Origin of the sequence: Castellaniella sp., from assembly GCF_034675845.1 — a bacterium.
Classification (GTDB): domain Bacteria; phylum Pseudomonadota; class Gammaproteobacteria; order Burkholderiales; family Burkholderiaceae_B; genus Castellaniella.
Genome location: NZ_JAUCCU010000002.1, coordinates 574,453 through 599,180, shown reverse-complemented (window position 1 = coordinate 599,180; position 24,728 = coordinate 574,453). Strand labels below are relative to the sequence as shown.

Sequence of the window (24,728 nt, the reverse complement as noted above, 5' to 3'; positions counted from 1 at the left end):
CACCAGTGTGATCGGCGAAGGGCTGACAGATCTGCCCGAAGCGGTCCTTGAAAAGGACCTGCTGATCACAGAAGCACTACGTACTGTGGCTACACCCGATGAAGATGGCCCTCAGCTTATTTTTTGTGGTGGCACATGCCTGTCCAAAGCATACGGTCTGATCGACCGGATGTCCGAAGATATTGATTTCAAGCTGGTACTGCCGACTGGTTTATCAAGCAACACACGCCGCCGATTACTCAGCCAGATCAAGAAGCGCCTGATCCAGGTCTTCACCGACGCAGACTTCTCGGTTCCAGCCGAAGGTGTCAAAGCGCGTGACGGCAACCACTATATTCAGCTGGACCTGCAGTACCGCAGTTGCTTTCCCGTGGTCGCCAGCCTGCGGCCCGCCATCAAGGTCGAAATCAATGCTCGCCCGCCGATACTGCCCACGACCACACAAGCCATCGCATCCATGCTGGACCGTTTGATCCAGACGTCCAGCCCCGCCCTGCAACTGAAATGCATCAGCGTCGAGGAGACTCTAGCCGAAAAGGTGCTGTCATTCCTGCGTCGCACAGCAGAAGCTCAGGCAGGGCGAAACCGCGCTGAATACGATAGCCGACTGGTTCGCCATATCTACGATATTCACGCCATCGTTCAACGACACAGAGACATGTCGTTACCACATGCCTGTTTTGCTGCCCTGGTGGTCAGTGATGCAGCGCAGTTTCAAAACCAATATCCAGAATTTGCAGCTGATCCTGTGGGACAGATGCAAACGACATTGGATGCCCTGCGCGATGACTCAGGCTTGTTCGAGCATGATTATCTGCGCTTTGTCGATGAACTGGTATTCGGAAAACCTGTAACCTTCGCCGAAGCCAGAATGGCATTTGTCAGCATGGCAGATCGTCTGATCGAGCAGATGCGCAAGTGACGCAACCTCCACATAATCAAGGCTCAGACCTGACAGCCCCCAAAACGTCTACCGACTGTCGTCATACTACCGTCAAGACGCACTCTGCCCGTCTTCATTGACCAGGCAGACCTGCTGCAAAGCGCTGTGCGCCACGCGGGCGGTCATACCGATGTCACCGCTATCCAGTCGGTCATCCAGACCCAGGTACAGGCAGGGACACTCATCCAGGAAGCGCCACACTATCGCAGCACCCAGGACATGAAGGCAGCGCCCATGACCCGCGACAGTTCGACCCGCTACGAAGCCATCGCCCAGGCCTATGTGAGGCTGCCCGCCGATCAGCAGGCCAGCACCATCGTCGCGACCGGCACCAACGCTTCGCGTCAGGCGATCAATGCCCGCATCCACGCCCTGCGCGGTCTGAAGGGCACGGGTCAGCGCTGCCAGTTGCTGTCCCGACACGACACCACACGGGCCGAACGCAGTGTGGCCCGGTATTACACCGTGGGCGATATCGTCGTGTCGGAACGCGATTACCAGTGCGGCCCGAAGCGCGGCGAACTGTACCGGGTGACCGGTATCCCCCGCCATGACCGCATCATGAATCAGAATTGTTCGCAGGCGACCAAGTGCGCATCACCCGCAACGATGCCCAGCATGACCTGGTCAACGGCCAGTTGGCACGGGTTGTCGCCATCGAGGCCAGCACCGTCACCATCAAAACTGGCGACAGAAGTATCACCCTGCCCACCGACCGGGTGCTGTACAACGCCGAAAGCTTCAGCCGCACCACGGCCCAGGATACCTACTACGTCAGCATCTCGCGCGAGCCGCATGAGGTCGTGGTGTTCACGGATGATGCGAACAAGTTGCCCGAACGGGCGGACCGTCTGGGGTTCAAGGGGCTGGCGCATGACATCAGCGGGCTACACCATGGGCTGCCGATTCATGGCACAGATGAAGCAGAGAACCAGCCCGCAAAACCGGATCAGGAGTTGGCGTGGCAATAGACTGTTTGTTAGAAATAAATTAGAATTATCTAACAAGGAAATACTGATGAGTACTGCCCAAAACATCCGCCAGCAAATCGCCCGGCTTCCTGCCGGTGAACCCTTCACGCCCGCGTTGTTCGCCGGGCTGGGTTCGCGTGCGGCCATCGACCAGACCCTGATGCGTCTGACCCAGTCCGGTCAGATCCAGCGCATCGGACACGGCCTTTACACAGTGCCCAAGGCCAGCCGCTTCGGCCTGGCCACCATGCCTGCACCCGAAGCCGTAGCACGGTTGATTGCCGATCACGAAGGTGCCTCCATCGAGATCCACGGGGCCGAGGCTGCCCGTCGCTTCGGTTTCAGCACTCAGGTGCCTGCACAGCCGGTTTTCTATACGACTGGGTCGTCACGCACCGTAAAACTGGGCAAACTGCAGGTACGCCTCCAGCATGTCGCCGCCCGCAAGCTCGCCCTGGCGGGCCGCCCGGCAGGTCAGGCACTCGCCGCGCTATGGTATCTGGGTCGTCAGCAGGTCACCCCCACCACCTTCCAACGCATCGAATCCAAACTGCCTCATGCTGAATTCCTGGCCCTGCGCCAGGCGAAATCATCCATGCCCGCCTGGATGGTCAAATCGTTGCGCCAGTACGAAGCCCAAAGCACCACCTCATGACAAAGACATCCGAAGAACGCTATTTCGATCTGCGCACACAGGAGCAGGCAGACTTGCTGCGCAGCCTGGCTCCCATCATGGGCCGACGGGCTGAAATCCTGGAAAAAGACATCTGGCTTTGCCAAGTGCTGGATCTGCTGTTTCGCCTTCCATGCTGCAAGCCCATGGCATTCAAGGGCGGCACATCTCTGTCCAAGGTATATCGGGCGATTGACCGTTTTTCCGAGGATATCGACGTCACCGTCGACTATCGCAGCCTGGATGCAAACGCGCCGGACCTGGACAACATGACCAGCAACAATCAACGCAGCAAGCTCTCAGAACGCTTGAGATCGGCACTGGCCACACACATCACCAACGAACTGGCCCCCGCATTGCAAACTGCCCTGCAAACAGCACTCCCCCAGGCCCCAACCAGCCTGGAAATCAGTGACGATGCCGAAAAAATCTGGGTGTACTACCCCAGCGCAGTTGAAAATTCAGACGCCTATCTGCGCCCGAGCATCCTGATTGAATTCGGGGGTCGCAATTCGACCTTGCCGCAAGACAGGCTGGTCATCGCTCCGGACATTGCCGGTCACGTCCCTGGTCTGGAATTGCCTACTGCCCACCTGGCTGTCTTATCGGGTGCGCGCACCTTCTGGGAAAAAGCGACGCTAATTCATGTCGAATGTCATCGCCCGGCCTTGCGTGCCAGCGCCGAACGGCTTTCACGTCACTGGTACGACCTGGCCAAACTGGCCGATCATTCGGTCGGCCAGGAAGCCATCCACGACAGGGCCCTTCTGGACGACGTACTACGCATCAAGCAGACCTTCTATCGCAGCGGATTCAGCCACTACGAACAATGCGCCAGCGGCGGGCTGCGCCTAGTCCCCGACGCCCCCCTGCTGACTGCCCTGCAACAGGACTACCAGGCTATGCTGGACGCCCAAATGTTCTATGGCGAAACGCCAAGCTTCGCACAAATCATCAAGCGGCTACGTGTGCTGGAAAAATCCATCAATACAGTCTGACAACTGTCTGCCAGATGTCGTCTTACCGGCTTCAAGACGCACTCTGCCCGTCTTCATCACACCCCGCACCTGTCACCCTGCCGTCTCACCCTTGCATCCTGCCCAGAATGTCTACGCACCATTCGGCCACAGTCGTGGTCGCCGTTCTTCCCGCTGGATCAATGGCTTGCGCCATTCCAGTGCCCTATCTGTCCTACATCACCAGAATCGGCCATCTCCCGACAAGCCATTGATCCACAAAGCCTTTTCCCACCCCACCAGGGGTGCGCCATGTGTGGGACGTTTAAGGCCACAAATAAGCGCAGCGAATTTGGGGACTGAACGGCCCAGCCTGAACGGGAACCGGGCAGGCAGCGTCACAGCGCAGGGCCCCAGGCGAAGCCTGGGAACAAGGCCAGGCATCAGCAGCAGATCCCCTGCGACAGGATGTATAAATGTGGTGATGTGGGTTTAAGGGGATTCTCGGAGCCATCACTATGAGCCGCCTAACCATTGACATGACCGACCAGCAACACCAGAACCTGAAAGCTATGGCCGCCCTGCAAGGCAAAACCATCAAGCAATACACACTTGAACGGCTGTTTCCCGCTAACGACCAGGCATGGCAGGAGCTGCAAGCCGTTCTAACCGAACGCATCCGTGACGGCCTGGCCGGAAAAATATCCGCCAAGAGCGTCGGCAGGATTCTCGATGAAGAGCTAGGGAACCTCTGAACACCGGAAGCCATGCTGGCCGAAGCCGCCCACCGGGGCGCATCCCGCGCCATAGAAGACATGGTGTGCTACCACTTCAACGAAGCTTGCGCCCGCCTGGGCATCAGCTACAACACGCTGCAAAAGCGTATCCGCGAAGGCAAGATCCACCCCATCGACGGCCGGATCACCGGTGCCGAGCTGCGCCGGTATCTGATGCTGGATGATTCGCCGAAAACCCGGCGGTTGATGCAGCAGAAAGCGGCTGCGCCATAGCGCGGCGATATGCGGCCTTGACTATGGGCGATGAGTGTGTACTCAACCGCTACAATGACGCATGGACACCCAACTATTCGAAGACCTGAAGGACAGCCTGCGGCAAGTGAAAGCCATCCGCCAGGGCAAGCTTGAAGGCCGTCGCACAGCGGTCGCGACCATCGACGTCAAGGCTAACCTGCGACCGGGTGCTGTACAACGCCGAAAGCTTCAGCCGCACCACAACCCAGGATACCTACTGCGTCAGCATCTCCCGACAGAAGCTAAGCTGAAAATTGAGCAGTAGCCGCCAGCGTGTGATCGCCGATTTCATTGGCCATTTATTCACATATTTGTTAACATCAGCTTATGTCATACACCATTCACTACTACAGTGAAGATGTGGAAGCTAAAGTGCTGGCACTCCCTAAAACCCTACTTGCCCGCTATTTCAACCTGACCGACCGCATGATCACAGCGGGCGCCAACCTCGGAGAGCCACATACCAAGGCTTTTGGTGGCGGTCTATTCGAATTGCGCCTGAAAGGGGCTGAAGGAATTGCCCGGGTGTTTTATTGCACACGCGTCGGCCACCGTATTGTGATGCTTCACTGTTTCGTGAAGAAGACCGACAAAACACCCCCGGCAGAGCGTCGCATCGCCGAAGCACGATTGAAGGAGATTCAAAATGCGCACTCATGAAGAGCTCAAGGCCTTGGCCTTATCGGATCCAGAAGTTCGTGCCGAATATGAACGTATCGAGCGCGAAGAAATGCCGATGCTGGATACCATCCTGAAAGCCCGACGTGAAGCGGGGCTCACCCAGGCACAAGTGGCCGAACGCATGGGTACCAAAGCCTCTGCTGTTGCTCGACTAGAAAACGCCCTGGTGACCGGAAAGCACTCCCCCTCGATTGCGACACTCAAAAAATACGCTGCAGCACTGGGTAAAGAACTGGAAGTCCGTTTTCACTGAGTGAAGTTCAGCCAGCCGGTGTCCGCCACCAATCAGGCCACCGTCTACGCGCCATTCGGCCACAGTCGTGGCCGCCGTTCTCCCCGTCAGATCAATGGATTGCGCCATTCCAGTGCCCTATCTATCCCGCATCACCAAAACCGGCTATTTCTCGCCAACCCATTGATCCACAAAGCCTTTCCTCACCCCGCCAGGGGTGTGTGATGTGTGGGACGTTTAAGGCCACAAATGAGCGCAGCGATTTTGGGGACTGAACGGACCAGCCTGAACGGGAACCGGGCAGGCAGCGTCACAGCACAGGACCCCAGGCGAAGCCTGGGAACGGGGCCAGGCATCAGCTACAACACGCTACAAAAGCGCATCCGCAAAGGCAAGATCCACCCCATCGACGGCCGGATCACCGGTGCCGAGTTGCGCCGGTATCTAATGCTGGACGATTCGCCAAAAAAACGGCGATTGATGCAACAAAAAACAGCTACACCATGGCGCGGCGATGTGCGACCTTGAATGGGCAAGCGATCTCTACTAGACGAATGTCTTGTATTTTTGTGTCTCTAAAGATACATTATTACTTATAACTGAATTTTTGTACCTCAGGAGACGCAATGACGACTCTTGCTGACATCGCTGATATGCTGCGGGAAGCCCGCAAAGAAGCTGGCCTTAGCCAACAGGCTTTGGCCAAGCGCGCAGGGGTCTCGCGCACCACGGTTGCCCGTATGGAAACGGTCGCCATGGGCGACATGAGCGTCTCTGCCTTGGTCAGGCTGTTGGAGTCAGCCGGCTATGGCCTGAAGCTGATCAAGCACGGCCATATTCGCACCATTGAAGATATCCTGGCTGAGCAACGTCGAGGCGATGACACATGAAGCTCGACGTGTACGTCTGCAGCAAAAAGGTCGCTAGCCTGTACAAGGACCGGGACGAATACGTCCTGACGTATTTGCCGCAGGCAGACCCTGCTGATTTCATCAGCCTGGCCATGCCCGTCCGTGAGGAATCATGGCGCTGGCCGCGTGATCTGCATCCATTCTTTCGCCAGAACCTGCCAGAAGGCTATTTGCTGAGCATCATCCGCGAGGAATTTGGTCCCCTGCTGGACGGCACCGACCTGTCCCTGCTGGCCGTCGTGGGGGGCACCGGGATCGGACGCGTAACGGTAAGCCCCGAAGGCACCGCCCCTGACAGTGACCAGGAATCCCTGCATATCGAACAGCTGCTGAAAGCTGACAATACGACAGAACACTTCGCCAAACTGGTGCGTCGGTACGCTCGGGCATCCATCTCGGGCATGGTACCGAAATTCATTGCACCCGAAGCAGTCGCTGGAGAAGTGCCGGAGCCCCTGGGCAAACCCACCCTGCGCACCCACCGTCACATCATCAAAGGCTCGGACGACAGCACGCCGTTTCTGGGGTTCAATGAGTTCTACACCCTGCGCGTCCTGGCACGACTGGATGTGACCCCAGTGGTCACAGCTCAAATGTCGGAAGACGGACGTGTGCTGATCGTCAAACGCTTTGATGTAGACGAGCACGGGACCGTGACTCACGGTGTCGAGGACGCCTGCAGCCTGTTAGGGCTGCCGCCACACGAAAAATATGCAACCACCACCGAGCGTGTCCTGACAGCAACTCGGACTTATATAGCAAGCAGCCATGCTCGGTCACAGCTGACGCACTTCGGCTGGCAATTGCTCACGAATTATGTCGTGCGCAACGCCGACTGCCATGCCAAGAATATCGCGCTGTACTACACCACCCTGAATGACGTGGCATACACGCCGGTCTACGATGTCGTCACCACACAGGCCTACCCACGCTACGCGACCAACCCACCCGGGCTGCCTGTTGACGGACGACAGACATGGGCCACAGGGAAAACACTTGAACGTTTTTTCAATGCACGACTCGGCATCCCACCGAAACAGTATGCCGAGATGGTCGAACGGCTATGTGAATCCGCCGTTGAAGTCGGATTTGAAGTCATCGCAGCGGCCCAGAACAACCCGCAGTGGCATAGCGTGGCTAAAAATATGGTGCATGCCTGGAACGAAGGAATGGCATCGCTGCGCAGCCCCAAAAGCCAAGTGTTGTTCAAAGGGCTGACCAATGCCATTGCCGACGCAGGCCTCTCTGATGCAGACAAACCCGAGATCGAACGGACCGTCATCGGGCGTTCGGAATTGCTAGCTACGCGGCGGAAAAAATAAACTGAGCAAATAACGGCCGCACCATGGTGCGGCGACGCACGGTCTGTGTGAAGCCCGCAAAGATGCTGGCCTTAGCCAACAGGCTTTGGCCAAGCGCGCGGGGGTCTCGCGCACCACGGTTGCCCGCATGGAAACGGTTGCCATGGGCGACATGAGCGTCTCTGCCCGTCACATCAGCGCCTCACAAGCGTTCGTTATGGCGCTGCTCGGTGGTACTACCACATCAAATCATCTGGGATCTTGTAATCAGCATAGAAATCATCGTCTATCGGCACAGACGTGGGCTTCTGCACGCGGACGACCAGGGCCGGGTCCCGCTCGGCGATCTTGTCGGCCACAACTTTCGGCACCAGCTCTGTGGCATCGCCCAACCGCACAATCACAAGCTGCCCGGCCGACAACAGAGAGCGCACCGCCTCGGACACGTAGATGCGCTCGATTTTTGTCCCAAACGTGAAGTTATAGGGGATATCACCACGCCCCCTGCTCTGGCTGCTCTGCTGAACCATCTGCTGAATCTGCGCACGGATTGCATTCCGGTTTGCTTCCGCATCCCGCTTCATATTCAGTTCACGGACGAGTTCGCGATTTTTTTGCTGTGCATCCAGCACAGCCAAACGCGCCTCGTCCTCGTGCTGCACACCCGTGGCGCGCTCGATTTTCTTCTGTCTGCTCTTGGCCTGATGAGCCTGCTTGACCTTCTTCTGATTGGTCAAACCCGCTTTCAAGAGCTGTTCCTGTAACGACACCATGAAAATGGTCCTTATCAAACGACTTGCCCAGCCATTCTAAACGAACCCATCTTCAAGGTCATCCGCATCCGGGGGCTCGTCGCATGCGACACACCTTGACGCCTCCTGGTGCAATCATGACCTCAAGCCCCCATCCGGGCAGTGTTCCAAACCCACGAGGTACATCATGATCCGAAATCTGCTTGCTTTAGTTGGCCTTGTCGTTGTGGCTCAGAAGGGCCTGCAATTCATATCGCACTATCTGGACATCAAAAAAGAAAACGAGTTTCTGCACAAATCCGGGTCCAAGCAAGGCCCTGAAACACAGCAGGACGCAGATTAGCCAGTGCTTTTTCCTTGAGACAAGCCCGTCTTCCCCCTGCGTTGCGTCTTCTCGTTAAGGCTATATCATGGATCTTGTTGTCATGACCCCCATCATGCAAGACACCGATCTCGAGTCCTTGCGCCAAGCCCACCAACTATTGGAATCCCCCAGCCTGACGGCCAGGATCATCGGCGTCCTGGGGACTCCCATCGAACAAGGCTTGCAATACTTGCCCAAGCGCTGGGGCCACGCCATCGGCGACGCCACCCGGCTGGCCTTGACCAAAGCCGCCGATGCCGCGCTGTTCACACTGGGTGACGAACCAGGAAAAGAATCCGCCAATGCCTGGCACAAGCTTGGGGTCGCCGTCACCGGCGGAATTGGTGGGTTTTTTGGCCTGGCCGGTTTGGCTGTCGAGCTGCCGATTTCCACGACGCTGATCATGCGCTCGATTGCGGACATTGCCCGCAGCGAAGGCGAACGCCTGGACGACCCAGACACCCGCCTGGCCTGCCTGGAAGTCTTTGCCCTAGGCGGAAAGCAAAAGAGCGACGACGCCACAGAAAGCGGTTATTACACCATCCGCGCCGTGCTAGCCCAGGCCGTCAGCCAGGCAGTGGAATATGCCAGCGGCAGCGTCGTCCTGGAAAAAACAGCCCCACCGGCCCTGATCCGCCTGATCAATCTGGTGGCCGAACGCTTTGGTCTGCAGGTGACCGAAAAAGCCGCTGCCCAGGCCATGCCCGCTATTGGCGCGGCCAGCGGCGCCCTGATCAACGTCCTATTTATTGACCACTTTCAATATATGGCCCGAGGCCATTTCATCATACGACGGCTGGAAGCCACCTATGGAAAGGAAGTCGTTCAACGGTGCTATCAGGCAATCGATTAAGCCGTCTGCCATCAGCCCACAGCAAAGCATCATCAAAGCTTATGGCAACAGCACTGCCTGTTCTGCCTGCGTACAGATTGGCTGCCAGACAGGATCAGCCCCCAACAAGCGCTGGGCGATAAGCTTCACCGAACGCAACAAATTATGCGGATTGCGTATTTGCCCCGTCATGCACGCGGCGGTGAATTGATGGCAATTATTCAGCAGCAGATGATAGCTGGAGACTTCGCCCAGCCGCTGCCACGCCCGATCAGCAAAATCAGACCGCCCCACAGCAGCCTCGCCCTTGCACGAGACATGGATTTCCTGGCCTAGCCCTCCGGCTGAAAACTCCGTCAGGCCAACCAAGCAAACCAAGCCATCGCGATTGAGTTCAATCACCTGGCCATCACCGACATAAACCCCGGAGTGCTGCATATACCCCGGGATCAAGTCGACATAAACAACGCTACCGACAGGCGGCGTAATAGGTGGGTTCATCGGCTGAGCAGCTTATCCAGGCTGGCACCCAGCTTGGATAAAGGACGAAAAATATTGTCAATGGTATTGAACACCCCCTGATGGCCTGTATCCAAGGTTTTTTCCAGCGTATTGCGGCCACGATAACAACTGCCAAAAGCCGTCAGCGCCCAGTCTCGGCCATGATAAAAAACATTGCTGGTGATATTGAGCACATCAACACGGTGGCCCAACTGAACATTGAAAAACGCATCGGAAAACTGCTTGCCATCCGGCACATAGGCTTCAAGCACCAGATTTTCATCGGACTCCAGCCGAACATTGGCATGCACAATCGTTGTGTTCGCGCGCTTCAGCGGGATGCTCTCGCCCGAATCGAAATTAACGACATCGGCTGGGTCTGCCAGAATCTTGAGTACAGGGTATTGCGCTGGATCCAGATTCAAACCAATGATATGGGAGACATTCAGCACATCGTCGTAATTGATTTCATGAATGCCATCGGGGACCAGCAAAATACTGGCCTCATCCACCTGGCTGAAATCCTGCGTCAGCAGCACAGGAAAATCATCTTCATCCAGTTGGCTTAAATTGATCAAGCTGATCTGACTGGTGGCACCCAGGCTTTGCAGCACCTGGCTGGCCAGTTCAAGTTCATCAGCAGTGGGTAGGCGGTTAGCGTTTTTCATGGTGTGCCTCGTTTTCAGTGTTGGCGACGTGAAACAGAATTTTTGCCCTGCCACCACAGGCTGGTTGCGGCTTCCAACCAGGTGGCCGAACGGCCGGACAGGTTTTTGCACCCGCACTTAGGACATTGCTGCTCTATGAGCAGTACATCGCTGACAGGGCGATAGGTGTGGTGCCAGCCACACTGCGGACAGTTCAGCGTGAAAGGCTTGGGTGGAATCGGCATGGTGAGTCTCCGGTATCGGGTTGATCTCAGCATAGGCACCATATACGTCAAGATGTGTCGCTAAAAAGCATTGAGCTAAAAAAACATTGAAAACCATTACTGCGACACAGCATGTCGTTGTCTTGTGGATCATGGCATTCAGTGCCGGGCGCACCTAGTCCCAGGCTACTGAAGCCCGACATCACCGACACCTTGTGGGGTGCGGCCAGATGCCTGAAAAGTAAGCTATATTTACCTACAGTAGCAAAATAAAACATTCTGGAGAAATCAATGCAACAAGCCTTCAAAACCTACCTACTCGCCCTTGTTTGCGGGGTCTTTGCACCCGGTGCCCAGGCAGTCGAGTTCTGGCATGCCTCCACCGCCTGGGCTGGGCAAGGCCAATGCGCTGCAGAATTCATCTTCGACAGTGGCGGCGAAGAAGTTTTGGGACTGAAGGTCGCCATGACCGCCGAAGACCCCCAGGGCAATCCAGTAGACGCCGCCGTCATGACGCTGCCCGATTTCGGCCTCAGCACGGCAGATCGCACGGTGAACGCTTTCTGGGAAAGCGAGGCCATCTGTGATGATGATTTGAGGCTGGTCGTCACCATGGCCAGCGCGCAGGTGGACGGCCAGACACAAAACCTGCTGAAAAACAGTGGCCTGACTGTGCGTGATTTCAAACCCTTGCCCATCCGTCTGGCCGGTGCACCCGCCCCTGCCCCTGCAGCGGCGCCAAACCAAGCCGCCGCACTGGAATGCGCCGTGACGCTAGATAAGTCCGATGCAGACGGACTGTGGAAAGACCTGCAGGCAGATCCAAACCAATACTACCAACAATGCGTGCAGATGACAGCTGAAATGGCGATGCAGTTTGGCGGAGTGCCGCAGGCTGAAGCCGTGCAGATGGCGACAGAAAGCTGCAAAACGGAGATTAACGAGGCGCAAGCTTGTATGGCACAGCTGGGAGCCCAGGCTGTGGGGTGTTTTTGTGGGGCGGATGGTTAGTGGAAGCAGCCACACAATAAAATTATATAAACAACTAATTTAATTAATCAAAACTCAATTAGGGATTATTACATGAACAACACAAACACCGCACTACACGCATTACAGGAAGAATATGAAACGTTCATGAATGCACCCGACACACGAGACGACAAGCCACGCGTAGCAGCATGGGGCTTGGTCAAGGCAGGAAAAAGCTCGCTGCTGAATATGTTGTCCGGTCACGTGACAGATGAGTACTTTGCCACAGGTGCTATCCGGACCACACGTACCAACTTGGAACTTGAAACTGAACAATACGTCCTCATCGATACACCGGGCCTAGACGCGGGGGACGAGGACACCCAGGAAGCATACCGGGGGCTGGATTCCGCCGATGTCATTCTTTTTGTCCATGCTCCTCAGGGAGAGCTCGATCGGGAAGAAATAGGTTTCCTGGATCAGGTCGTCGCAGAATACGGTACAGAAACAGATCAACGCTTGATCATGATTCTGACGCAGCTTGACAAAAACCAGGGACAAAACATCGACATGATCAAGGATAGAATCCTGGATCAAGTCGAAGAGTGCGCTGGTATAACTCCCAAGTGCTTTCTACTCTCCAATACGCGCTATCAGAAAGGCGCAACAGAACATAAGAACACTTTGGTAGAAAAGAGCGGAATCCCCGCCTTGGCACAACACCTAAAGGGGCTAGCGTACGAAATCCAGCCTAAATTGGATTTTGTACGCACACAGCGACTATCTGCAAAAAAACATTCCCTGCTGCAAAGACTGGATAATGCTATTGAATCAGAAATGGCACTTATTCTTGAAATACAGCATTCTTATGAGAAAAAAACCTCACGATTCAACGATATCATACAAAATCTGCGTGACGAATATCAAAGTACGGAAAAAGAAATCACCAGTGCAAAGCGCAAACTAACAAAACTGTAGTGAGTGTCTTTAAGCAGCATGCTTAAGAATTATTAATAACCTCAATTTAATTCAAAAAACAAGGAATTCCATATGGCACTCCCCTGGTTGATCGGCGCTGCAGTTGTAGGCCTCGGTGTTGCAATAAAAAAAGCACTGGAAGATGACGATACCTCAGACGAACAAGACACTGACGAGGATGAACGACGCAAACAGCAGCAAGAAGCCAAAACCAAACGTAAGCGTGCACAGCTTAAACAAAAAGTTTCCAATCTGGAAGCGCAATTAAAAACCGCCTTTCCCGAACAGTTTGCCCAAGCAGCTCAGGCACTCGAACTGCCGTCATACAAAACACTGCTAGACGCCGACGCCATAGCAATGAAACTAAAAGAAACACTACGAAACACCGACGCTACATCAAACTCCAGCTATGCCGAGGCCGTCACGGAAATCCTAGAGTTCGGCAAGGCGGCCGATCACGAAACTGAATCCTTAAAAGAAAAATTTGGTGCAAATCTTCTGATCCTGGAATCCATGCGAGGACAGCGCTTTGACCTGGAAGACGCTGACACAGCAGCCTTCTGTCACTTCAGGGAATCCGCAGCGCGCCTGAAAAAATACTTTTCTATGAAAGAAAATTTGCTTCGGAACGATTGAAATGAAACACAACCTGATCACACGCGATGACTTGATTGCAGAGTTCAATTGCCTTGAAGAAAAATTCTCCTCTCAAAAATCCGATATCGCGGATAAGGTGTTGAAATTTGACAACTTTCGAGACATCTTTGCCAAAAAACTAAAAAAATACCATTTAGAACTCAGGCAGTCGATCGGCGAAGAGAACCCTCTCCACAGATCCCTCGAGAAAACCGCCAGCCACATGGACACGCAATTTGACGCTTGGGAAAGCCAGGTCGCAGCACGCGCCAAGGGCGCTGTATTTCGAGAAGGGTTTAATGACAGCCTACTGGTCTTCATCTATGGAAAGGTCAAGTCTGGAAAAAGCTCTCTCGGCAATTACATGGCCTGGGGACACAGTAACCCGACTGAATCAATGAAGACGCAGGCAAAATCTCGCCCTTCATATTTCACGGCGGAGCAAACCAATGTCACCAGCGGAGATAAAAAAAATGAGGCCGAAGACAGGAAGCAGTTTCGCGTCGGTGCCACCGAAGCCACTAGCTCCATACAGGGGTTCAGGCTCCCCGGCCTGACTTGGATTGATTCACCTGGCCTGCACTCGGTCAACGCCAGCAATGGGGATCTGGCCATGGAATACGTGGAACATGCGGACCTTATCCTCTATACCATGCACTCCCAGTCGCCGGGCCGTGCGTCCGACATGCGTGAAATCCAGGATCTACTGAGTGACAACAAAAAAATGATGGTGCTACTGACCGGAAGCGACACCACGGACGAAGATGAAGACGACAATGGTTGCATCATTACCCGGGTGCTCATGAAAAGCCCCAAGGACAAGGAAAACCAGATCGCTTATGTTCGTAGCGAGTTGGATAAATTAAATCAGTTGGATGAAATAACAGATAAGGCTGGCATCCTGACCGATGTGCTGCCTATTTCGGTTCTCTATGCCGAGACCTGCTCCGATCCTCAGGCCATCGAAGAAAGCGGAATGGGGCGTCTTTTTACAGAGCTGAAAAGTATTTCCCACAGCCAGGCATTAAGCCTGAAACTGAATGCCCCCATGGACAAGTTACGTAACTCCATCTCTAAAACAATCGAAGATCTCGACGGTTTTCAAGAATCGATCAATAGTTTTGCAGAAAAAACCGAGATGCAACGTTCGGAAATCGAGCAAGAACTTATTTCCCTTGGACAAGAAGGTCGCTTACAAATGAGCACCTATATCAATCAATTTTTCAAGGATGGTCAGCCGCATGATGTGGATGCCAAGATTAAGAAAAAATTGACGGAAGTTCTTGAACTCCTGACAATGAAAATCATCGACAAAATTGACAAAAATCAGGCAAATAATCTGCAAAAGGCATTTAATGTCAGCAGTCTGGACAAACTTCCAGAGTACAAGGAAACAATGGAAACTAAGGAATACTTCGCGGGCACCAAAAAGGGCAATAAGGGGAAACTCGGCCTATTCGGCGGACTCATTGGCGGCGCTATAGGCTTTCTCACCGGAGGTCCCCCAGGCGCCGCCATAGGCGCCTCCCTGGGCAGTACCGCCGGATTAGCCGGCTCTTCCTCCAAGGGTCAATACCAGACCCACGAAGTCGTGGTTGGTGATAACAACGAAGAACGACGCGCCTCGGCCATCGCAATCTACGCGAACGACTTCCCCAAAATATTGCATCACATAGTGAACACGCTCTATGACCCCACTCGTAGCGGAATCATGACCTACTGCGCGTCATTGAAGGCTGAAATTGCCCAACTTTCTAAGGAAGGTCTGAACAAGTCCCCTGGACCTGTCAGAATGTAGGTTGTTGAACGAGACCCAATCAGGAAGCCCCGATGAGCCAGTTGAGTTTTTCCGACGCCGAATTTGCAGGCAAGCGCAAAGTGACGCGCCGCGAGAAGTTCCTGGCCCAGATGGAACGGGCCGTTCCCTGGAAGGTCTTCGCCGACCTGGTCGAACCGCACTACCCGAAGGCCGGCAACGGCCGTAGGCCTTACCCGTTGGAAGTGATGCTGCGCATCCACTTCATGCAGCAGTGGTTCAACCTGTCGGACCCGGCGATGGAAGAGGCGCTGTACGACAGCACCTCGATACGCAATTTCGCCAAGCTCTCGCTCACGCGTGGCAGCATTCCTGACGAGACGACGATCCTGAACTTTCGTCATCTGCTGGAAAAACACGACATTGCAGCAGACGCACTGGAAGCGGTGAACTTGCTGTTGGCCGATCAGGGCATCACGGTACGCAAGGGCACGATCATCGATGCCACGATCATCGAAGCGCCCAGTTCTACGAAGAACGCCGCAGGCGCGCGGGATCCCGAGATGCATCAGACCAAGAAGGGCAATCAGTGGCACTTTGGCATGAAGGCCCACATTGGCGTGGACATGACCGGCCTGGTGCACACTGTGGTGGGCACGGCAGCCAATGTTCACGATGTCACGCAGGCCCATGCGCTGCTGCACGGTGAAGAAGAATTGGTGCTGGGCGATGCGGGCTACCGAGGAGTCCAGGATCGAGAGGAAAACCAGAGTCGCAACGTGCAGTGGCACATTGCCATGCGTCCGGGCAAACGCCGTGCGCTGGGCAAGAGCAACATGGGGCGGATGCTGGAGTCCTACGAACGAGCCAAGGCCAGCCTGCGCTCGCGGGTGGAGCATCCGTTTCGGGTGATCAAATGCCAGTTTGGATTTACCAAGGTGCGCTATCGGGGGCTGGCCAAGAACACGGCGCAGCTGAAGATGCTGTTTACGTTGGCAAACCTGTGGAAGGTGCGCCACCATTTGATGGCTACGGCGGGATAGGTGCGCCCGAAATGGGCGTAGAGGGCCCAAAACGGGCCTGTCAGGGCGGAAATCACCCTGATTCTGGCCTATTTTTGAGCAAAAGTTCTGCATTATGAAATTCAGGTCGATTGGGCTGGAAAAACAGATTCTGAAACCGGCTTGATCAGACCTTCCCTAATGACTTGAATACTTTGGTCAAGGAATAACCATGCAAAACACAATGATCTCCAGGGCCTATGCGGCCTTTGATGGCGTTGCTGAAATTTGCCAACGCTACAACCCAGAGGAATATCCTGCCATCCACAGGATGATCGAGGACAGGCGCAAATCCCCCAGTGCGTCCATCATGGTCTACGGTGTCTACAACGCCGGAAAAAGCACCTTGATCAATGCCCTGCTCGGCGAAGCAGATCGTGCCAGCGTCTCCGACAAGCCCGAAACCGACAAAATCAACAGCTACCGCTGGCGTGAGTACGAAATTTTCGATACACCGGGTATCGACGCACCGCCCCATCATGAGGCCGTCACCCGGGAACAACTCTATTCCGCAAATGCTGTTATTTTCGTCGTCAATCCCTTAGGCATCGTCGAAGAAGCCGATACCCTGGATGTCCTTCTCGAACTGATCAAGCGAAAAAAACAAGTCTTTGTGGTCCTGAATTGCAAAAATCCACTGGAAGCGGACGATGCGGGGCGTATTAAGGATCAGCTCCGGACACGCATCCAAAAACTGGCAGAAGGAAAATCCCTGAAGGACGTTCTGACGGACATCCCGATCCTGGAGGTCAATGCCAAGACCGCACTGAGGGCGAAAATCGATCAAAAAAACACATTGCTCAACCACTCTGGGCTTCCCAGGCTTGAAGCGGAACTCAACAAATTCCTGGCTTCCATCGACGACAAAGCCATCGCTGCCGGTTTCATATCAGAACTCAGCTCCTTTCTGGAATCCACGCTCACAAAAATCGAATCCCAGACCCAGGACTCCAGTATTTCAAGAATCAATGCTTTCTTCGAGGATATCGAAGGGCGCCAGGCCAAGCTGCGTGGCGTGCTTAGAAACTTAATCGAAGCCAAAACATCTTTTATCGAGAAAAAAGCGTTCTCTATCATTTCGGCTAATCCCGAGCACGCGCAACCGGGGATCGAATCGCTGGTCCAGACGGCAAACACTGAAATATTCAATGAACTCGAGATCGAGTTAAACAGGTTGGCGGCTGATTCCGCCAAGCTGCTGAATACTCTACAGGAATCGATTTCAATCTCGAATCACACTAATACGCCCGAAGCACCAATCATATCCTCAGTATCCATCGACACCCCAAATGGTCTTCCCATATCTACTTCTGGGATAGATCCTGGCAAGCTTCAGCTTGGTTTGCAGCAGTTGGGTACTGTGGTCAAACCTGACCATATCGTTGAGGCGCTGAAGGTGGGCAAGGAAATATTCCCCAAGCTATTCGAAGGCATAGGGCCGGTCGCTATGGGAAAGATCGCCCAAACTATTCTGGGCAAGGTGCTCCCCGCTATAGGGATTGTTACTACCGTCTGGCAAATTGGCCAATCACTGTTTGGCGAAGACCCCGAAGAAGCCCGTATCCGCGAAGAGGCCCACCAACGCGAACTGGCCGAAGAACGGCGCAACGAGGCGATCCGCGACGCCAGCGAAAAACTGGCATGGGAGTTCAGCACTACCATCACCAAGGCTGTCAATGACAATATCCAAAGCCACTTTGCACAGGTTAATAATAAACTGACAGCCATCCGCGAAAGCTTTGGTGCTGAACAGCAGGCAATCAGTCAGGACCGCGCCCAGGTGACTCAGGCGCTGGAAATTCTGAAAAATCATGCCTGAAACACAAACGCCATTCCCCTGCTCGCAATGCGGTAAGTGCTGCGAGCATGTGGGCAGTCTCGCTGCAACCGCTGACATGGATCGCGGCGACGGAGTCTGCATGTTTTACGATCAGACGAACAGGCTCTGCCTTATCTATGACCATCGCCCCGATATATGCCGCGTCGATAAACAGTACACCATGCACTACCAGGACATGATGTCGTGGGAAGATTTTGTGGCATTGAATGCGCGGGCCTGCAAAAAACTACAGGACCTCGATACTTCTTGAAAAACCGAAATACAGACAACAATGGCACACACATTCCCCGACTCCCCTCCCCCCCCACCCATGACACACGACCAACTCAAAAACCGCCACCGCGAGGTGCGTGACACCTACCCGCCTAATCTCAATCTGCGGATTCACCGAGCCCTCAGTTGGTGGCAGCGGGCTTCCCTGGCTGATGACGATGATGGGCGCTATATTTTTTTGTGGATTGCCTTTAACGCGGCCTATGCCACCCAGATGGATGATCTCGAAAGGCCTTCCGAATCAGTCGCTTTTCAAGGCTTTCTGGAAAAACTGTGTGGCCTGGATCTTGAAAAGCGCATCGATGCGCTGGTTTGGGAGGAATACTCCGGGCGCATCCGGGTCTTATTGGATACGCCCTATGTGTTTCAAAGTTTCTGGGACTTTCACAACGGGAAAATCACCGAAGCAGAATGGCAAAAGCGTTTTGAACGCGGTAAGCAAAAAGCGCATTACGCGCTGGGCAGTGGCAACACGCCGATGCTATTGGGTGTCATGTTCAACCGCCTGTATACGCTGCGTAACCAACTGATCCACGGCGGCGCCACCTGGAATGGCTCGGTCAACCGCAAGCAGCTGCGCGATTGCACTCAGTTGCTGGGCAGCCTGGTGCCTATCCTGATCCAACTGATGCTGGATAATCCAAACACCCTGTGGGGCGAGGCCTGCTACCCGGTGATCCGGTAGCTTTCCAGCCTGCGACATATTCTGTCGGGTTCTTCTTCTAGCATGGCTCTATTGATACTCCTGGAGCCATTGGATGTCGGCTGCTACCTGCGCATTTGTGCTGCATTGCCCCGCCTGCGGATGGACCCGGTTGTACCCAGCAGACGGTGATCTGCTGGCCTTCAAGCCGGTGTGCAAGCAATGCGGGCATGCCCCGGTGCAAACCCGGCGGCCCAGCAGCCGGGATCAGGGTTTGCAGGTCATGCAAGTCGACAGAAAGCATACCCACGCCGATGCGGTTGATTCTTGTGCTTGCTCTGGCCCACTTACTGCCCCGCAACTCAGCTGGCAGGCGGGATATCGTCGGCGTCCCTGACAGCGTCAGTGGGTTCAACATCTGATTTTTCGATGGCTTGCACATCAGCGCCAAAGCCCCGCAACCAGCGATCCAGCAAGGCGCTATCAACCACGGTGGCCGATACCTGCAGCCAACCCGGTGCGGCGGATTCGATCTGCTGATCCCGAGACAACGGGGTTTCCTGCAGATGATGGCCGGCGATTTCGGTAATCTGAAAGCGCAAATACACCTGACTGCCATCCCCAAAGCCAAAATTTCCCTTGTCATCATAGGTGGCAAGGTCGAAATCCGAAGGGCGGGTAAAGGTCAAGGTCGAGGCCTTGGCCGAACGCATCCGGTGCAGCGCCAGAATGCGTTCATTGTCATAATCTGGATAACGGCATACCAGATACAGCCGCGACCCCTGCTGTGCCAGGCCCAGCGGCATAACCTTGATTTCGCTGCTCCGGCCTTTGGCGTTCTCGTAATCCAGCCACAGCCAGAAGTTGCCGTACAGGGCCTCGCTGACCTGTTCGAAGACAGGGGGCGAAATCTTGGGGGGCAACAAAGGCTGGCTGGTGGCCACGACGCGCACTTTGCCGGGCCACTCGCGCTCTAGTTTGGCCGTGCCGCCTGGCCCCAGTGTGCGATTGGCCTGCTCAAAAAGGCCCTTCATGGCCCGCATCAGATGGGCAGGCAGCAAATCCCGCAGGTGTTCCTGGGCCAGGCGCAGCAGCAGGGATTCCTGCGCGGTCAGATAGGATACTGCCAGGCCTTGGGTATGCTCAAGCCAGCGATAACGATACGGTTTGGCGGTGTTATTGCACTCGATATCCATCTGGCTGGACACCATTTCCAACTGTCGTTGAATGGTGCGCAGATCTCGGTTGAAACCACAGTTGGTCAACTGCTCGTGCAGTTGGCTGGCTGTCGTCCAATGCGGTTTGCGTGGAATGCGGCGCAGTATTTCCACTACCAGCAGGACGGTTTCCAGGGTATCGGATCGTTTGGTCATGGGCCATCCAGATAAGCGAAAAGCACAGGCTAAGGTTGATGTGCGACGGATTGCGTCGTTTTCGGCTTATCGTAACGTAAACTGGCCTACCGGCCTCGTGCCGAACCGCGTCCCGTGGGCATGCGGCCATGCACCGATCTGGCATTTTTGATCCCCGAATTGCCACCCAGGCCAGGCCAGCGCGGCTGCTTCAGGCCGGGCTTGGAATTCGTGGGCTTGGCCACTGCTTGCGCTGGGTTCTTGCCTGCGTCTTCAGCTGGCTTCTGATCTTCGTCTTTGATATCCATTTCTTTCCCGTTATCTATGGTCGCAGCGGATTTGCCACGACCAATCCATCAGCATAGGCCACATTGCTGAATAAAGCTTGTCCTGCCTGGGGCAATCAATACGCGTGGGCCATGGCAAAACTCTGAAAAACAGCGCTTTACTTGACTCCAGGGCTCTGGTAATCTCGCATCTGTTTTTGATTGTCATTCTCATTTGAACCGTAAAGAATCTGAACGACAGATTCACCGATCGGAGCCCCTTGCATGAAGCATTGTTCCCGCACCCCAGCCTTTGGCTTGCGCCGCCTTGGCCAGCTTTCAATCAGCCTTATGATGCTGGCGGCATCTGGTGCCATGGCCGCGGAGGTCAATCTCTATACCACCCGCGAACCCAAGCTCATCCAGCCGCTGCTGGATGCCTTCACACAAAAAACCGATGTCCGCGTGAATACCGTCTTTGTGAAGGATGGCCTGCTGGAACGTGTGCGCACCGAGGGCGCCCAGTCCCCGGCGGATGTCTTGATGACGGTAGACATCGGCAACCTGCTCGATCTGGTGGATGGCGGGGTCACGCAAGCCATCCAGTCCAGCACCATGGATGCCGCCATTCCCGCCCATCTGCGAGATCCGGAAGGCCACTGGTATACGCTGTCGCTGCGCGACCGCGTCGCCTACGTCGCTAAAGACCTGGATATCACGAACCTGACTTATGAAGACTTTGCCGATCCCCGCTGGAAAGGCAAGGTCTGCATCCGCTCGGGTCAGCATCCTTACAACACGGCCCTGATCGCCGCCCTGATCGCCCACAATGGCGAGGCGGCGACTGAAGCGTGGCTGCGTGGCGTCAAAGCCAACCTGGGTCGTCCGGCCACAGGGGGTGACCGTGATGTGGCCCGTGACATCCTGGGCGGCATCTGCGATATCGGGATTGCCAATGCCTACTATGTAGGCCGCATGAAAAATGCCGAGCCAGGCTCTGACAACTATCGTTGGGGCGAAGCCATCAAAGTGATCCGCCCGACCTTCAAGGCCTCTGGCGGCACCCATGTCAATATTTCCGGCGCATCAGTGGCGCAGCATGCCCCCAACCTGGACCAAGCCAAGCAACTCCTGGAATACCTGGTATCTGACGAGGCCCAACAGCTCTATGCCCAGGCCAACTACGAATATCCAGTCAAGGCCGGTGTGGCGCTTGACCCCGTGATAGCCAGTTTTGGTACTCTAGAGATAGATCCGCTGCCTCTGGACAAGATTGCTCAACAACGCAAGCTAGCCAGCGAGCTGGTGGATAAAGTAGGATTGAACCAATAGCAGACTTCACGCCTGCCCGGCCTACCACAGCCGGACAGGCCACCGGCATGGCCGGCGGCAGGATACATTGAACGGTTTTTCAACAGATTCACGCCAGCAAGCACGGCTCTGGCACTTCGGCATGCTGCTGGCTGGCGTGGGCGTGCTGGCGCCTGTCCTCGCGCTCCTGGGGCTGGCTTTCCAAAGTTCGGTCGGACACTGGACACACCTGCTGGAATACGTGCTGCCGCATGCCTTGGTTCAGACCGTGCTGCTGCTGGCTGGCGTGGGGGCAGTGGCCACCGCCCTGGGGGTCGGGGGTGCCTGGCTGGTCACCGCTTACGATTTTCCTTTCCGTAGGACCTTGTCCTGGGCCTTGCTGCTGCCCTTGGCGGTGCCGACCTACATCGTCGCCTACGCTTATCTCGATATTCTTCACCCCATCGGGCCTGTTCAGGGCGCGATCCGATGGCTGCTGGGCTACGACAGCCCGCGTGATTTTCGTCTGCCCGATCTGCGCAATCTACCCGGCGCCATTCTGTTGCTGGGCTTGGTGCTGTATCCCTACGTCTACCTCACCACACGCAGCATGTTTGCCACCCAGGCGGCCAGCCTGCTCGAAGCCGCCCGCCTGCTGGGACACGGTCCGCGCAGCGCCTTTTTCCACGTCGCTCTGCCTCTGGCCAGGCCGGCCATTGCTGTGGGCCTCAGCCTTGTCTTGCTGGAAACCCTGAACGACATCGGGGCCTCTGAATTTTTAGGCATCCAGACACTGACGGTGTCGGTCTACACCACCTGGGTCAGTCGCTCCGATCTGGCGGGTGCGGCACAGATCGCATTGCTGATGCTGCTGATGTCCCTGATGATGATTGCCGCCGAACGACATGGCCGACGCCAGTTGCGCTATTCCGGCGGTCGTCGCACACATCCTGTTCAACCCAAACGCTTGCGGGGGACGGCCGCCTGGATCGCCACCGCCCTGGCTGCCTGGCCAATCGTCATCGGCTTTCTGGTGCCCGCCACCTACCTGCTGATACAAAGCGCAGAACGCCTGCTGCAGGAAGGCCTGCCCTCGCCCCATCTTCTACAAGCCGGCCTGAACACCTTAAGTGTGTCGCTGATGGCCACGCTGATCACAGTTGCCCTGGGATTGGTCGTCGCCTGGAGCGCTCGCATCATGCGTCGACCCGCCCCTTGGCAGCAAGCCTTGCCACGTCTGGCGACGCTGGGCTATGCCCTGCCCGGCACGGTACTGGCCATTGGCCTGCTGTTTCCGCTGATGGGCCTGGAACACGGCCTGGTGGCCATCCGCAGCTGGCTGGGGCTGGACACTGTCGGGCTGATTCTGATGGGTTCACCCATTGTGCTGGCCCTGGCCTATGCTATCCGCTTCATGGCCATTTCAGTGGGCAGCATCGAAGCCGGACTGACCAGGATTGCGCCATCGATGGAACAAGCAGCGCGACTGTTGAATGAAACCCTGAATGGCACCCTGCGCCGAGTCCACCTGCCTTTGCTCAAGCCCGCCTTGGCCACTGCCGCCCTGCTGGTCTTCGTCGACAGCATGAAAGAGCTGCCGGCCACGCTGTTGCTGCGGCCCATGAACTTTGAAACCCTGGCGACCTGGCTGTACGGCGAGGCGGCCCGCGGCTCTTATGAAGAAGGTGCCCTGGCTGCGCTGGGCATTGTGCTGGCGGGCCTGGCCCCGGTCATTTTGCTGTCGCGCGTGCAAACGCGCAAAACTCATTGATGCCCCATGCTTGAACTGAACCAGATTTCTCTCAGCTATCCATCCGAAGCAGGCCACCTGCAAGTCGTCAGGCGCTTGAGCCTGTCGCTTGAATCTGGCCAGATTGCCTGCCTGCTGGGGGCCTCGGGGTGTGGCAAGACCACGGTCCTGAGAGCAATCGCCGGCTTTGAGCCGCTGGATGAAGGCGAGATCCGCCTTAAGGGACGGCTGCTTTCCAGCCCAGGTAAGCAACTCGAACCCGAACATCGCCGTGTCGGCATGATGTTTCAGGATTACGCCTTGTTCCCGCACCTGAGCATCCGCCAAAACGTGGCCTTCGGTCTGCGCCGCCTTGCGCAGGCCGAGCGCACCCGCCGGGTGGACGCGATGCTTGAACTCACCGACCTGCAGGGCCTGGCGGATCGCCACCCCCACCAATTGTCGGGGGGACAGCAGCAACGCGTGGCCCTGGCCCGTGCCCTGGCCCCCGAGCCCGAACTGCTGCTGCTGGACGAACCATTTTCCAACCTCGACGTGGACGCCCGCGAAAAACTGGCGTTTGAACTCCGGGACATTCTGAAGGCGACGGGGCGCACCGCATTGGTGGTGACACACAACCAGGCAGAGGCCTTTGCCATGGCCGACCGCATCGGTGTCATGCAATGCCACTGCCTGGCCCAATGGGATACGCCATACGGCCTGCATAACAATCCAGCCAACCCCGAGATCGCCGACTTCATCCGCCGGGAATCGCTGCTGGCCCAACGCACAACGGCCTGCCTGCGCGGCAGTCCAACAGGAAATACCCCGCTGCAATGCAGCACTGAAATTTCATTACAGCCAAACCAGTCCATACGATTCGCGCAATCCCCGCACCCCGGTTGATCACACA

General features: G+C 55.8%; 30 protein-coding genes and 1 pseudogene. 25 read left to right on the top strand and 6 right to left on the bottom strand.

Annotated features, from left to right (window positions below; translation table 11 throughout):
- Nucleotides 1–7 precede the first annotated feature (7 nt).
- Nucleotides 8–922, top strand: a complete 915-nt coding sequence (locus VDP81_RS14390; RefSeq protein WP_323012670.1) for a nucleotidyl transferase AbiEii/AbiGii toxin family protein — start codon at nucleotides 8–10, stop codon at nucleotides 920–922.
- Nucleotides 923–994: 72 nt separating this feature from the next.
- Here the strand turns inward: VDP81_RS14390 and VDP81_RS14385 are convergent, their stop codons facing one another.
- The gene (locus VDP81_RS14385) at nucleotides 995–1,495 is read right to left on the bottom strand and encodes a hypothetical protein (protein ID WP_323012669.1); all 501 of its coding nucleotides are present in this window, start codon (nucleotides 1,493–1,495) and stop codon (nucleotides 995–997) included.
- A 20-nt stretch (nucleotides 1,496–1,515) separates the two neighbouring features.
- On the opposite strand from VDP81_RS14385, the gene VDP81_RS14380 reads away from it, so the two are divergent.
- From VDP81_RS14380 to VDP81_RS14325, 12 genes and pseudogenes are all read left to right on the top strand, one after another.
- Nucleotides 1,516–1,914: a hypothetical protein gene (locus VDP81_RS14380; protein ID WP_323012668.1), complete on the top strand. Its 399-nt coding sequence runs from the start codon at nucleotides 1,516–1,518 to the stop codon at nucleotides 1,912–1,914.
- Nucleotides 1,915–1,960: 46 nt separating this feature from the next.
- Nucleotides 1,961–2,569, top strand: coding sequence for a DUF6088 family protein (locus VDP81_RS14375; RefSeq protein ID WP_323012667.1), 609 nt, complete (start codon nucleotides 1,961–1,963; stop codon nucleotides 2,567–2,569).
- Entirely contained in the window at nucleotides 2,566–3,585 is a 1,020-nt protein-coding gene (locus VDP81_RS14370; protein WP_323012666.1) for a nucleotidyl transferase AbiEii/AbiGii toxin family protein, read from the top strand. Before VDP81_RS14375 ends, VDP81_RS14370 begins: the two co-directional genes overlap by 4 nt.
- Before the next feature lie 476 nt (nucleotides 3,586–4,061).
- Nucleotides 4,062–4,298 (top strand): antitoxin, encoded by a 237-nt coding sequence (locus tag VDP81_RS14365; RefSeq protein WP_322995221.1) that lies wholly within the window; start codon nucleotides 4,062–4,064, stop codon nucleotides 4,296–4,298.
- A gap of 12 nt (nucleotides 4,299–4,310) precedes the next feature.
- Nucleotides 4,311–4,553: a helix-turn-helix domain-containing protein gene (locus VDP81_RS14360; protein WP_322995222.1), complete on the top strand. Its 243-nt coding sequence runs from the start codon at nucleotides 4,311–4,313 to the stop codon at nucleotides 4,551–4,553.
- 61 nt (nucleotides 4,554–4,614) lie between these two features.
- Nucleotides 4,615–4,839, top strand: a complete 225-nt coding sequence (locus VDP81_RS14355) for a hypothetical protein (protein ID WP_322995223.1) — start codon at nucleotides 4,615–4,617, stop codon at nucleotides 4,837–4,839.
- 62 nt (nucleotides 4,840–4,901) lie between these two features.
- Entirely contained in the window at nucleotides 4,902–5,234 is a 333-nt protein-coding gene (locus VDP81_RS14350; RefSeq protein ID WP_322995224.1) for a type II toxin-antitoxin system RelE/ParE family toxin, read from the top strand.
- Nucleotides 5,221–5,508: a helix-turn-helix domain-containing protein gene (locus VDP81_RS14345; RefSeq protein WP_323012665.1), complete on the top strand. Its 288-nt coding sequence runs from the start codon at nucleotides 5,221–5,223 to the stop codon at nucleotides 5,506–5,508. Before VDP81_RS14350 ends, VDP81_RS14345 begins: the two co-directional genes overlap by 14 nt.
- 228 nt (nucleotides 5,509–5,736) lie before the next feature.
- Nucleotides 5,737–6,015, top strand: a complete 279-nt coding sequence (locus tag VDP81_RS14340; RefSeq protein WP_322995226.1) for a hypothetical protein — start codon at nucleotides 5,737–5,739, stop codon at nucleotides 6,013–6,015.
- Nucleotides 6,016–6,113: 98 nt separating this feature from the next.
- Entirely contained in the window at nucleotides 6,114–6,377 is a 264-nt protein-coding gene (locus tag VDP81_RS14335; protein WP_322995227.1) for a helix-turn-helix transcriptional regulator, read from the top strand.
- A complete protein-coding gene (locus tag VDP81_RS14330; RefSeq protein ID WP_322995228.1) occupies nucleotides 6,374–7,720 on the top strand; it encodes a type II toxin-antitoxin system HipA family toxin in 1,347 nt (448 codons plus the stop codon). Before VDP81_RS14335 ends, VDP81_RS14330 begins: the two co-directional genes overlap by 4 nt.
- Before the next feature lie 43 nt (nucleotides 7,721–7,763).
- Nucleotides 7,764–7,886 (top strand): annotated as a pseudogene (locus tag VDP81_RS14325) (helix-turn-helix transcriptional regulator); the annotation flags it as partial.
- A gap of 49 nt (nucleotides 7,887–7,935) precedes the next feature.
- On the opposite strand, the gene VDP81_RS14320 reads toward VDP81_RS14325, so the two are convergent.
- Entirely contained in the window at nucleotides 7,936–8,472 is a 537-nt protein-coding gene (locus VDP81_RS14320; RefSeq protein WP_323012664.1) for a DUF2058 domain-containing protein, read from the bottom strand.
- Between the two features lie 389 nt (nucleotides 8,473–8,861).
- Between VDP81_RS14320 and VDP81_RS14315 the strand changes: the two genes are divergently transcribed.
- Nucleotides 8,862–9,668 carry an EcsC family protein gene (locus VDP81_RS14315; protein WP_323012663.1) on the top strand — a complete coding sequence of 269 codons (807 nt, stop codon included), beginning with the start codon at nucleotides 8,862–8,864 and terminating at the stop codon, nucleotides 9,666–9,668.
- Nucleotides 9,669–9,707: 39 nt separating this feature from the next.
- Here VDP81_RS14315 and VDP81_RS14310 read toward each other — a convergent pair whose 3' ends face one another.
- Both VDP81_RS14310 and VDP81_RS14305 read right to left on the bottom strand, forming a co-directional pair.
- Nucleotides 9,708–10,148 (bottom strand): hypothetical protein, encoded by a 441-nt coding sequence (locus tag VDP81_RS14310; protein WP_323012662.1) that lies wholly within the window; start codon nucleotides 10,146–10,148, stop codon nucleotides 9,708–9,710.
- Nucleotides 10,145–10,816, bottom strand: a complete 672-nt coding sequence (locus tag VDP81_RS14305; protein ID WP_323012661.1) for a hypothetical protein — start codon at nucleotides 10,814–10,816, stop codon at nucleotides 10,145–10,147. Before VDP81_RS14305 ends, VDP81_RS14310 begins: the two co-directional genes overlap by 4 nt.
- 494 nt (nucleotides 10,817–11,310) lie before the next feature.
- Between VDP81_RS14305 and VDP81_RS14300 the strand changes: the two genes are divergently transcribed.
- From VDP81_RS14300 to VDP81_RS14265, 8 genes are all read left to right on the top strand, one after another.
- Nucleotides 11,311–12,030 (top strand): IrmA family protein, encoded by a 720-nt coding sequence (locus VDP81_RS14300; RefSeq protein WP_323012660.1) that lies wholly within the window; start codon nucleotides 11,311–11,313, stop codon nucleotides 12,028–12,030.
- A gap of 72 nt (nucleotides 12,031–12,102) precedes the next feature.
- The gene (locus VDP81_RS14295; protein ID WP_323012659.1) at nucleotides 12,103–12,969 is read left to right on the top strand and encodes a GTPase; all 867 of its coding nucleotides are present in this window, start codon (nucleotides 12,103–12,105) and stop codon (nucleotides 12,967–12,969) included.
- A gap of 72 nt (nucleotides 12,970–13,041) precedes the next feature.
- Complete coding sequence (locus tag VDP81_RS14290; protein ID WP_323012658.1) at nucleotides 13,042–13,605, top strand: hypothetical protein; 564 nt, start codon at nucleotides 13,042–13,044, stop codon at nucleotides 13,603–13,605.
- A gap of 1 nt (nucleotide 13,606) precedes the next feature.
- A complete protein-coding gene (locus VDP81_RS14285) occupies nucleotides 13,607–15,403 on the top strand; it encodes a dynamin family protein (protein ID WP_323012657.1) in 1,797 nt (598 codons plus the stop codon).
- 32 nt (nucleotides 15,404–15,435) lie between these two features.
- Nucleotides 15,436–16,404, top strand: a complete 969-nt coding sequence (locus tag VDP81_RS14280) for an IS5 family transposase (RefSeq protein WP_323011486.1) — start codon at nucleotides 15,436–15,438, stop codon at nucleotides 16,402–16,404.
- Between the two features lie 190 nt (nucleotides 16,405–16,594).
- Nucleotides 16,595–18,241 carry a GTPase gene (locus VDP81_RS14275; RefSeq protein ID WP_323012656.1) on the top strand — a complete coding sequence of 549 codons (1,647 nt, stop codon included), beginning with the start codon at nucleotides 16,595–16,597 and terminating at the stop codon, nucleotides 18,239–18,241.
- On the top strand, nucleotides 18,234–18,512 hold the full coding sequence (locus VDP81_RS14270; protein ID WP_323012655.1) for a YkgJ family cysteine cluster protein: 279 nt from the start codon (nucleotides 18,234–18,236) through the stop codon (nucleotides 18,510–18,512). The genes VDP81_RS14275 and VDP81_RS14270 overlap by 8 nt, the downstream gene beginning before the upstream one ends.
- A 60-nt stretch (nucleotides 18,513–18,572) precedes the next feature.
- A complete protein-coding gene (locus VDP81_RS14265) occupies nucleotides 18,573–19,220 on the top strand; it encodes a hypothetical protein (protein ID WP_323012654.1) in 648 nt (215 codons plus the stop codon).
- Between the two features lie 320 nt (nucleotides 19,221–19,540).
- Here VDP81_RS14265 and VDP81_RS14260 read toward each other — a convergent pair whose 3' ends face one another.
- Nucleotides 19,541–20,551, bottom strand: a complete 1,011-nt coding sequence (locus VDP81_RS14260) for a WYL domain-containing protein (RefSeq protein WP_323012653.1) — start codon at nucleotides 20,549–20,551, stop codon at nucleotides 19,541–19,543.
- Between the two features lie 86 nt (nucleotides 20,552–20,637).
- Nucleotides 20,638–20,838 (bottom strand): hypothetical protein, encoded by a 201-nt coding sequence (locus VDP81_RS14255; protein WP_322995235.1) that lies wholly within the window; start codon nucleotides 20,836–20,838, stop codon nucleotides 20,638–20,640.
- Nucleotides 20,839–21,147: 309 nt separating this feature from the next.
- Here VDP81_RS14255 and VDP81_RS14250 point away from each other — a divergent pair, with 309 nt between their 5' ends.
- The 3 genes from VDP81_RS14250 (at nucleotide 21,148) to VDP81_RS14240 (ending at nucleotide 24,721) form a co-directional block, all read left to right on the top strand.
- Nucleotides 21,148–22,128 (top strand): Fe(3+) ABC transporter substrate-binding protein, encoded by a 981-nt coding sequence (locus VDP81_RS14250; protein ID WP_323012771.1) that lies wholly within the window; start codon nucleotides 21,148–21,150, stop codon nucleotides 22,126–22,128.
- 121 nt (nucleotides 22,129–22,249) lie between these two features.
- Complete coding sequence (locus VDP81_RS14245) at nucleotides 22,250–23,857, top strand: iron ABC transporter permease (RefSeq protein WP_323012770.1); 1,608 nt, start codon at nucleotides 22,250–22,252, stop codon at nucleotides 23,855–23,857.
- A gap of 6 nt (nucleotides 23,858–23,863) precedes the next feature.
- On the top strand, nucleotides 23,864–24,721 hold the full coding sequence (locus VDP81_RS14240) for an ABC transporter ATP-binding protein (RefSeq protein WP_323012652.1): 858 nt from the start codon (nucleotides 23,864–23,866) through the stop codon (nucleotides 24,719–24,721).
- Nucleotides 24,722–24,728 lie beyond the last annotated feature (7 nt).

Excerpts from the sequence above, each read along its gene's own strand:
- VDP81_RS14350 (WP_322995224.1), top strand. The coding sequence starts at position 4,902 with ATGTCATACACCATTCACTACTACAGTGAAGATGTGGAAGCTAAAGTG.
- VDP81_RS14240 (WP_323012652.1), top strand. The coding sequence starts at position 23,864 with ATGCTTGAACTGAACCAGATTTCTCTCAGCTATCCATCCGAAGCAGGC.
- VDP81_RS14260 (WP_323012653.1), bottom strand. The coding sequence starts at position 20,551 with ATGACCAAACGATCCGATACCCTGGAAACCGTCCTGCTGGTAGTGGAA.
- VDP81_RS14310 (WP_323012662.1), bottom strand. The coding sequence starts at position 10,148 with ATGAACCCACCTATTACGCCGCCTGTCGGTAGCGTTGTTTATGTCGAC.
- VDP81_RS14305 (WP_323012661.1), bottom strand. The coding sequence starts at position 10,816 with ATGAAAAACGCTAACCGCCTACCCACTGCTGATGAACTTGAACTGGCC.
- VDP81_RS14385 (WP_323012669.1), bottom strand. The coding sequence starts at position 1,495 with ATGGCGGGGGATACCGGTCACCCGGTACAGTTCGCCGCGCTTCGGGCC.
- VDP81_RS14255 (WP_322995235.1), bottom strand. The coding sequence starts at position 20,838 with ATGGATATCAAAGACGAAGATCAGAAGCCAGCTGAAGACGCAGGCAAG.
- VDP81_RS14355 (WP_322995223.1), top strand. The coding sequence starts at position 4,615 with ATGGACACCCAACTATTCGAAGACCTGAAGGACAGCCTGCGGCAAGTG.
- VDP81_RS14275 (WP_323012656.1), top strand. The coding sequence starts at position 16,595 with ATGCAAAACACAATGATCTCCAGGGCCTATGCGGCCTTTGATGGCGTT.
- VDP81_RS14300 (WP_323012660.1), top strand. The coding sequence starts at position 11,311 with ATGCAACAAGCCTTCAAAACCTACCTACTCGCCCTTGTTTGCGGGGTC.
- VDP81_RS14370 (WP_323012666.1), top strand. The coding sequence starts at position 2,566 with ATGACAAAGACATCCGAAGAACGCTATTTCGATCTGCGCACACAGGAG.
- VDP81_RS14270 (WP_323012655.1), top strand. The coding sequence starts at position 18,234 with ATGCCTGAAACACAAACGCCATTCCCCTGCTCGCAATGCGGTAAGTGC.
- VDP81_RS14320 (WP_323012664.1), bottom strand. The coding sequence starts at position 8,472 with ATGGTGTCGTTACAGGAACAGCTCTTGAAAGCGGGTTTGACCAATCAG.
- VDP81_RS14245 (WP_323012770.1), top strand. The coding sequence starts at position 22,250 with ATGCTGCTGGCTGGCGTGGGCGTGCTGGCGCCTGTCCTCGCGCTCCTG.
- VDP81_RS14290 (WP_323012658.1), top strand. The coding sequence starts at position 13,042 with ATGGCACTCCCCTGGTTGATCGGCGCTGCAGTTGTAGGCCTCGGTGTT.
- VDP81_RS14330 (WP_322995228.1), top strand. The coding sequence starts at position 6,374 with ATGAAGCTCGACGTGTACGTCTGCAGCAAAAAGGTCGCTAGCCTGTAC.
- VDP81_RS14335 (WP_322995227.1), top strand. The coding sequence starts at position 6,114 with ATGACGACTCTTGCTGACATCGCTGATATGCTGCGGGAAGCCCGCAAA.
- VDP81_RS14285 (WP_323012657.1), top strand. The coding sequence starts at position 13,607 with ATGAAACACAACCTGATCACACGCGATGACTTGATTGCAGAGTTCAAT.
- VDP81_RS14250 (WP_323012771.1), top strand. The coding sequence starts at position 21,148 with ATGATGCTGGCGGCATCTGGTGCCATGGCCGCGGAGGTCAATCTCTAT.
- VDP81_RS14345 (WP_323012665.1), top strand. The coding sequence starts at position 5,221 with ATGCGCACTCATGAAGAGCTCAAGGCCTTGGCCTTATCGGATCCAGAA.
- VDP81_RS14340 (WP_322995226.1), top strand. The coding sequence starts at position 5,737 with ATGAGCGCAGCGATTTTGGGGACTGAACGGACCAGCCTGAACGGGAAC.
- VDP81_RS14375 (WP_323012667.1), top strand. The coding sequence starts at position 1,961 with ATGAGTACTGCCCAAAACATCCGCCAGCAAATCGCCCGGCTTCCTGCC.
- VDP81_RS14315 (WP_323012663.1), top strand. The coding sequence starts at position 8,862 with ATGGATCTTGTTGTCATGACCCCCATCATGCAAGACACCGATCTCGAG.
- VDP81_RS14280 (WP_323011486.1), top strand. The coding sequence starts at position 15,436 with ATGAGCCAGTTGAGTTTTTCCGACGCCGAATTTGCAGGCAAGCGCAAA.
- VDP81_RS14365 (WP_322995221.1), top strand. The coding sequence starts at position 4,062 with ATGAGCCGCCTAACCATTGACATGACCGACCAGCAACACCAGAACCTG.
- VDP81_RS14265 (WP_323012654.1), top strand. The coding sequence starts at position 18,573 with ATGACACACGACCAACTCAAAAACCGCCACCGCGAGGTGCGTGACACC.
- VDP81_RS14295 (WP_323012659.1), top strand. The coding sequence starts at position 12,103 with ATGAACAACACAAACACCGCACTACACGCATTACAGGAAGAATATGAA.
- VDP81_RS14360 (WP_322995222.1), top strand. The coding sequence starts at position 4,311 with ATGCTGGCCGAAGCCGCCCACCGGGGCGCATCCCGCGCCATAGAAGAC.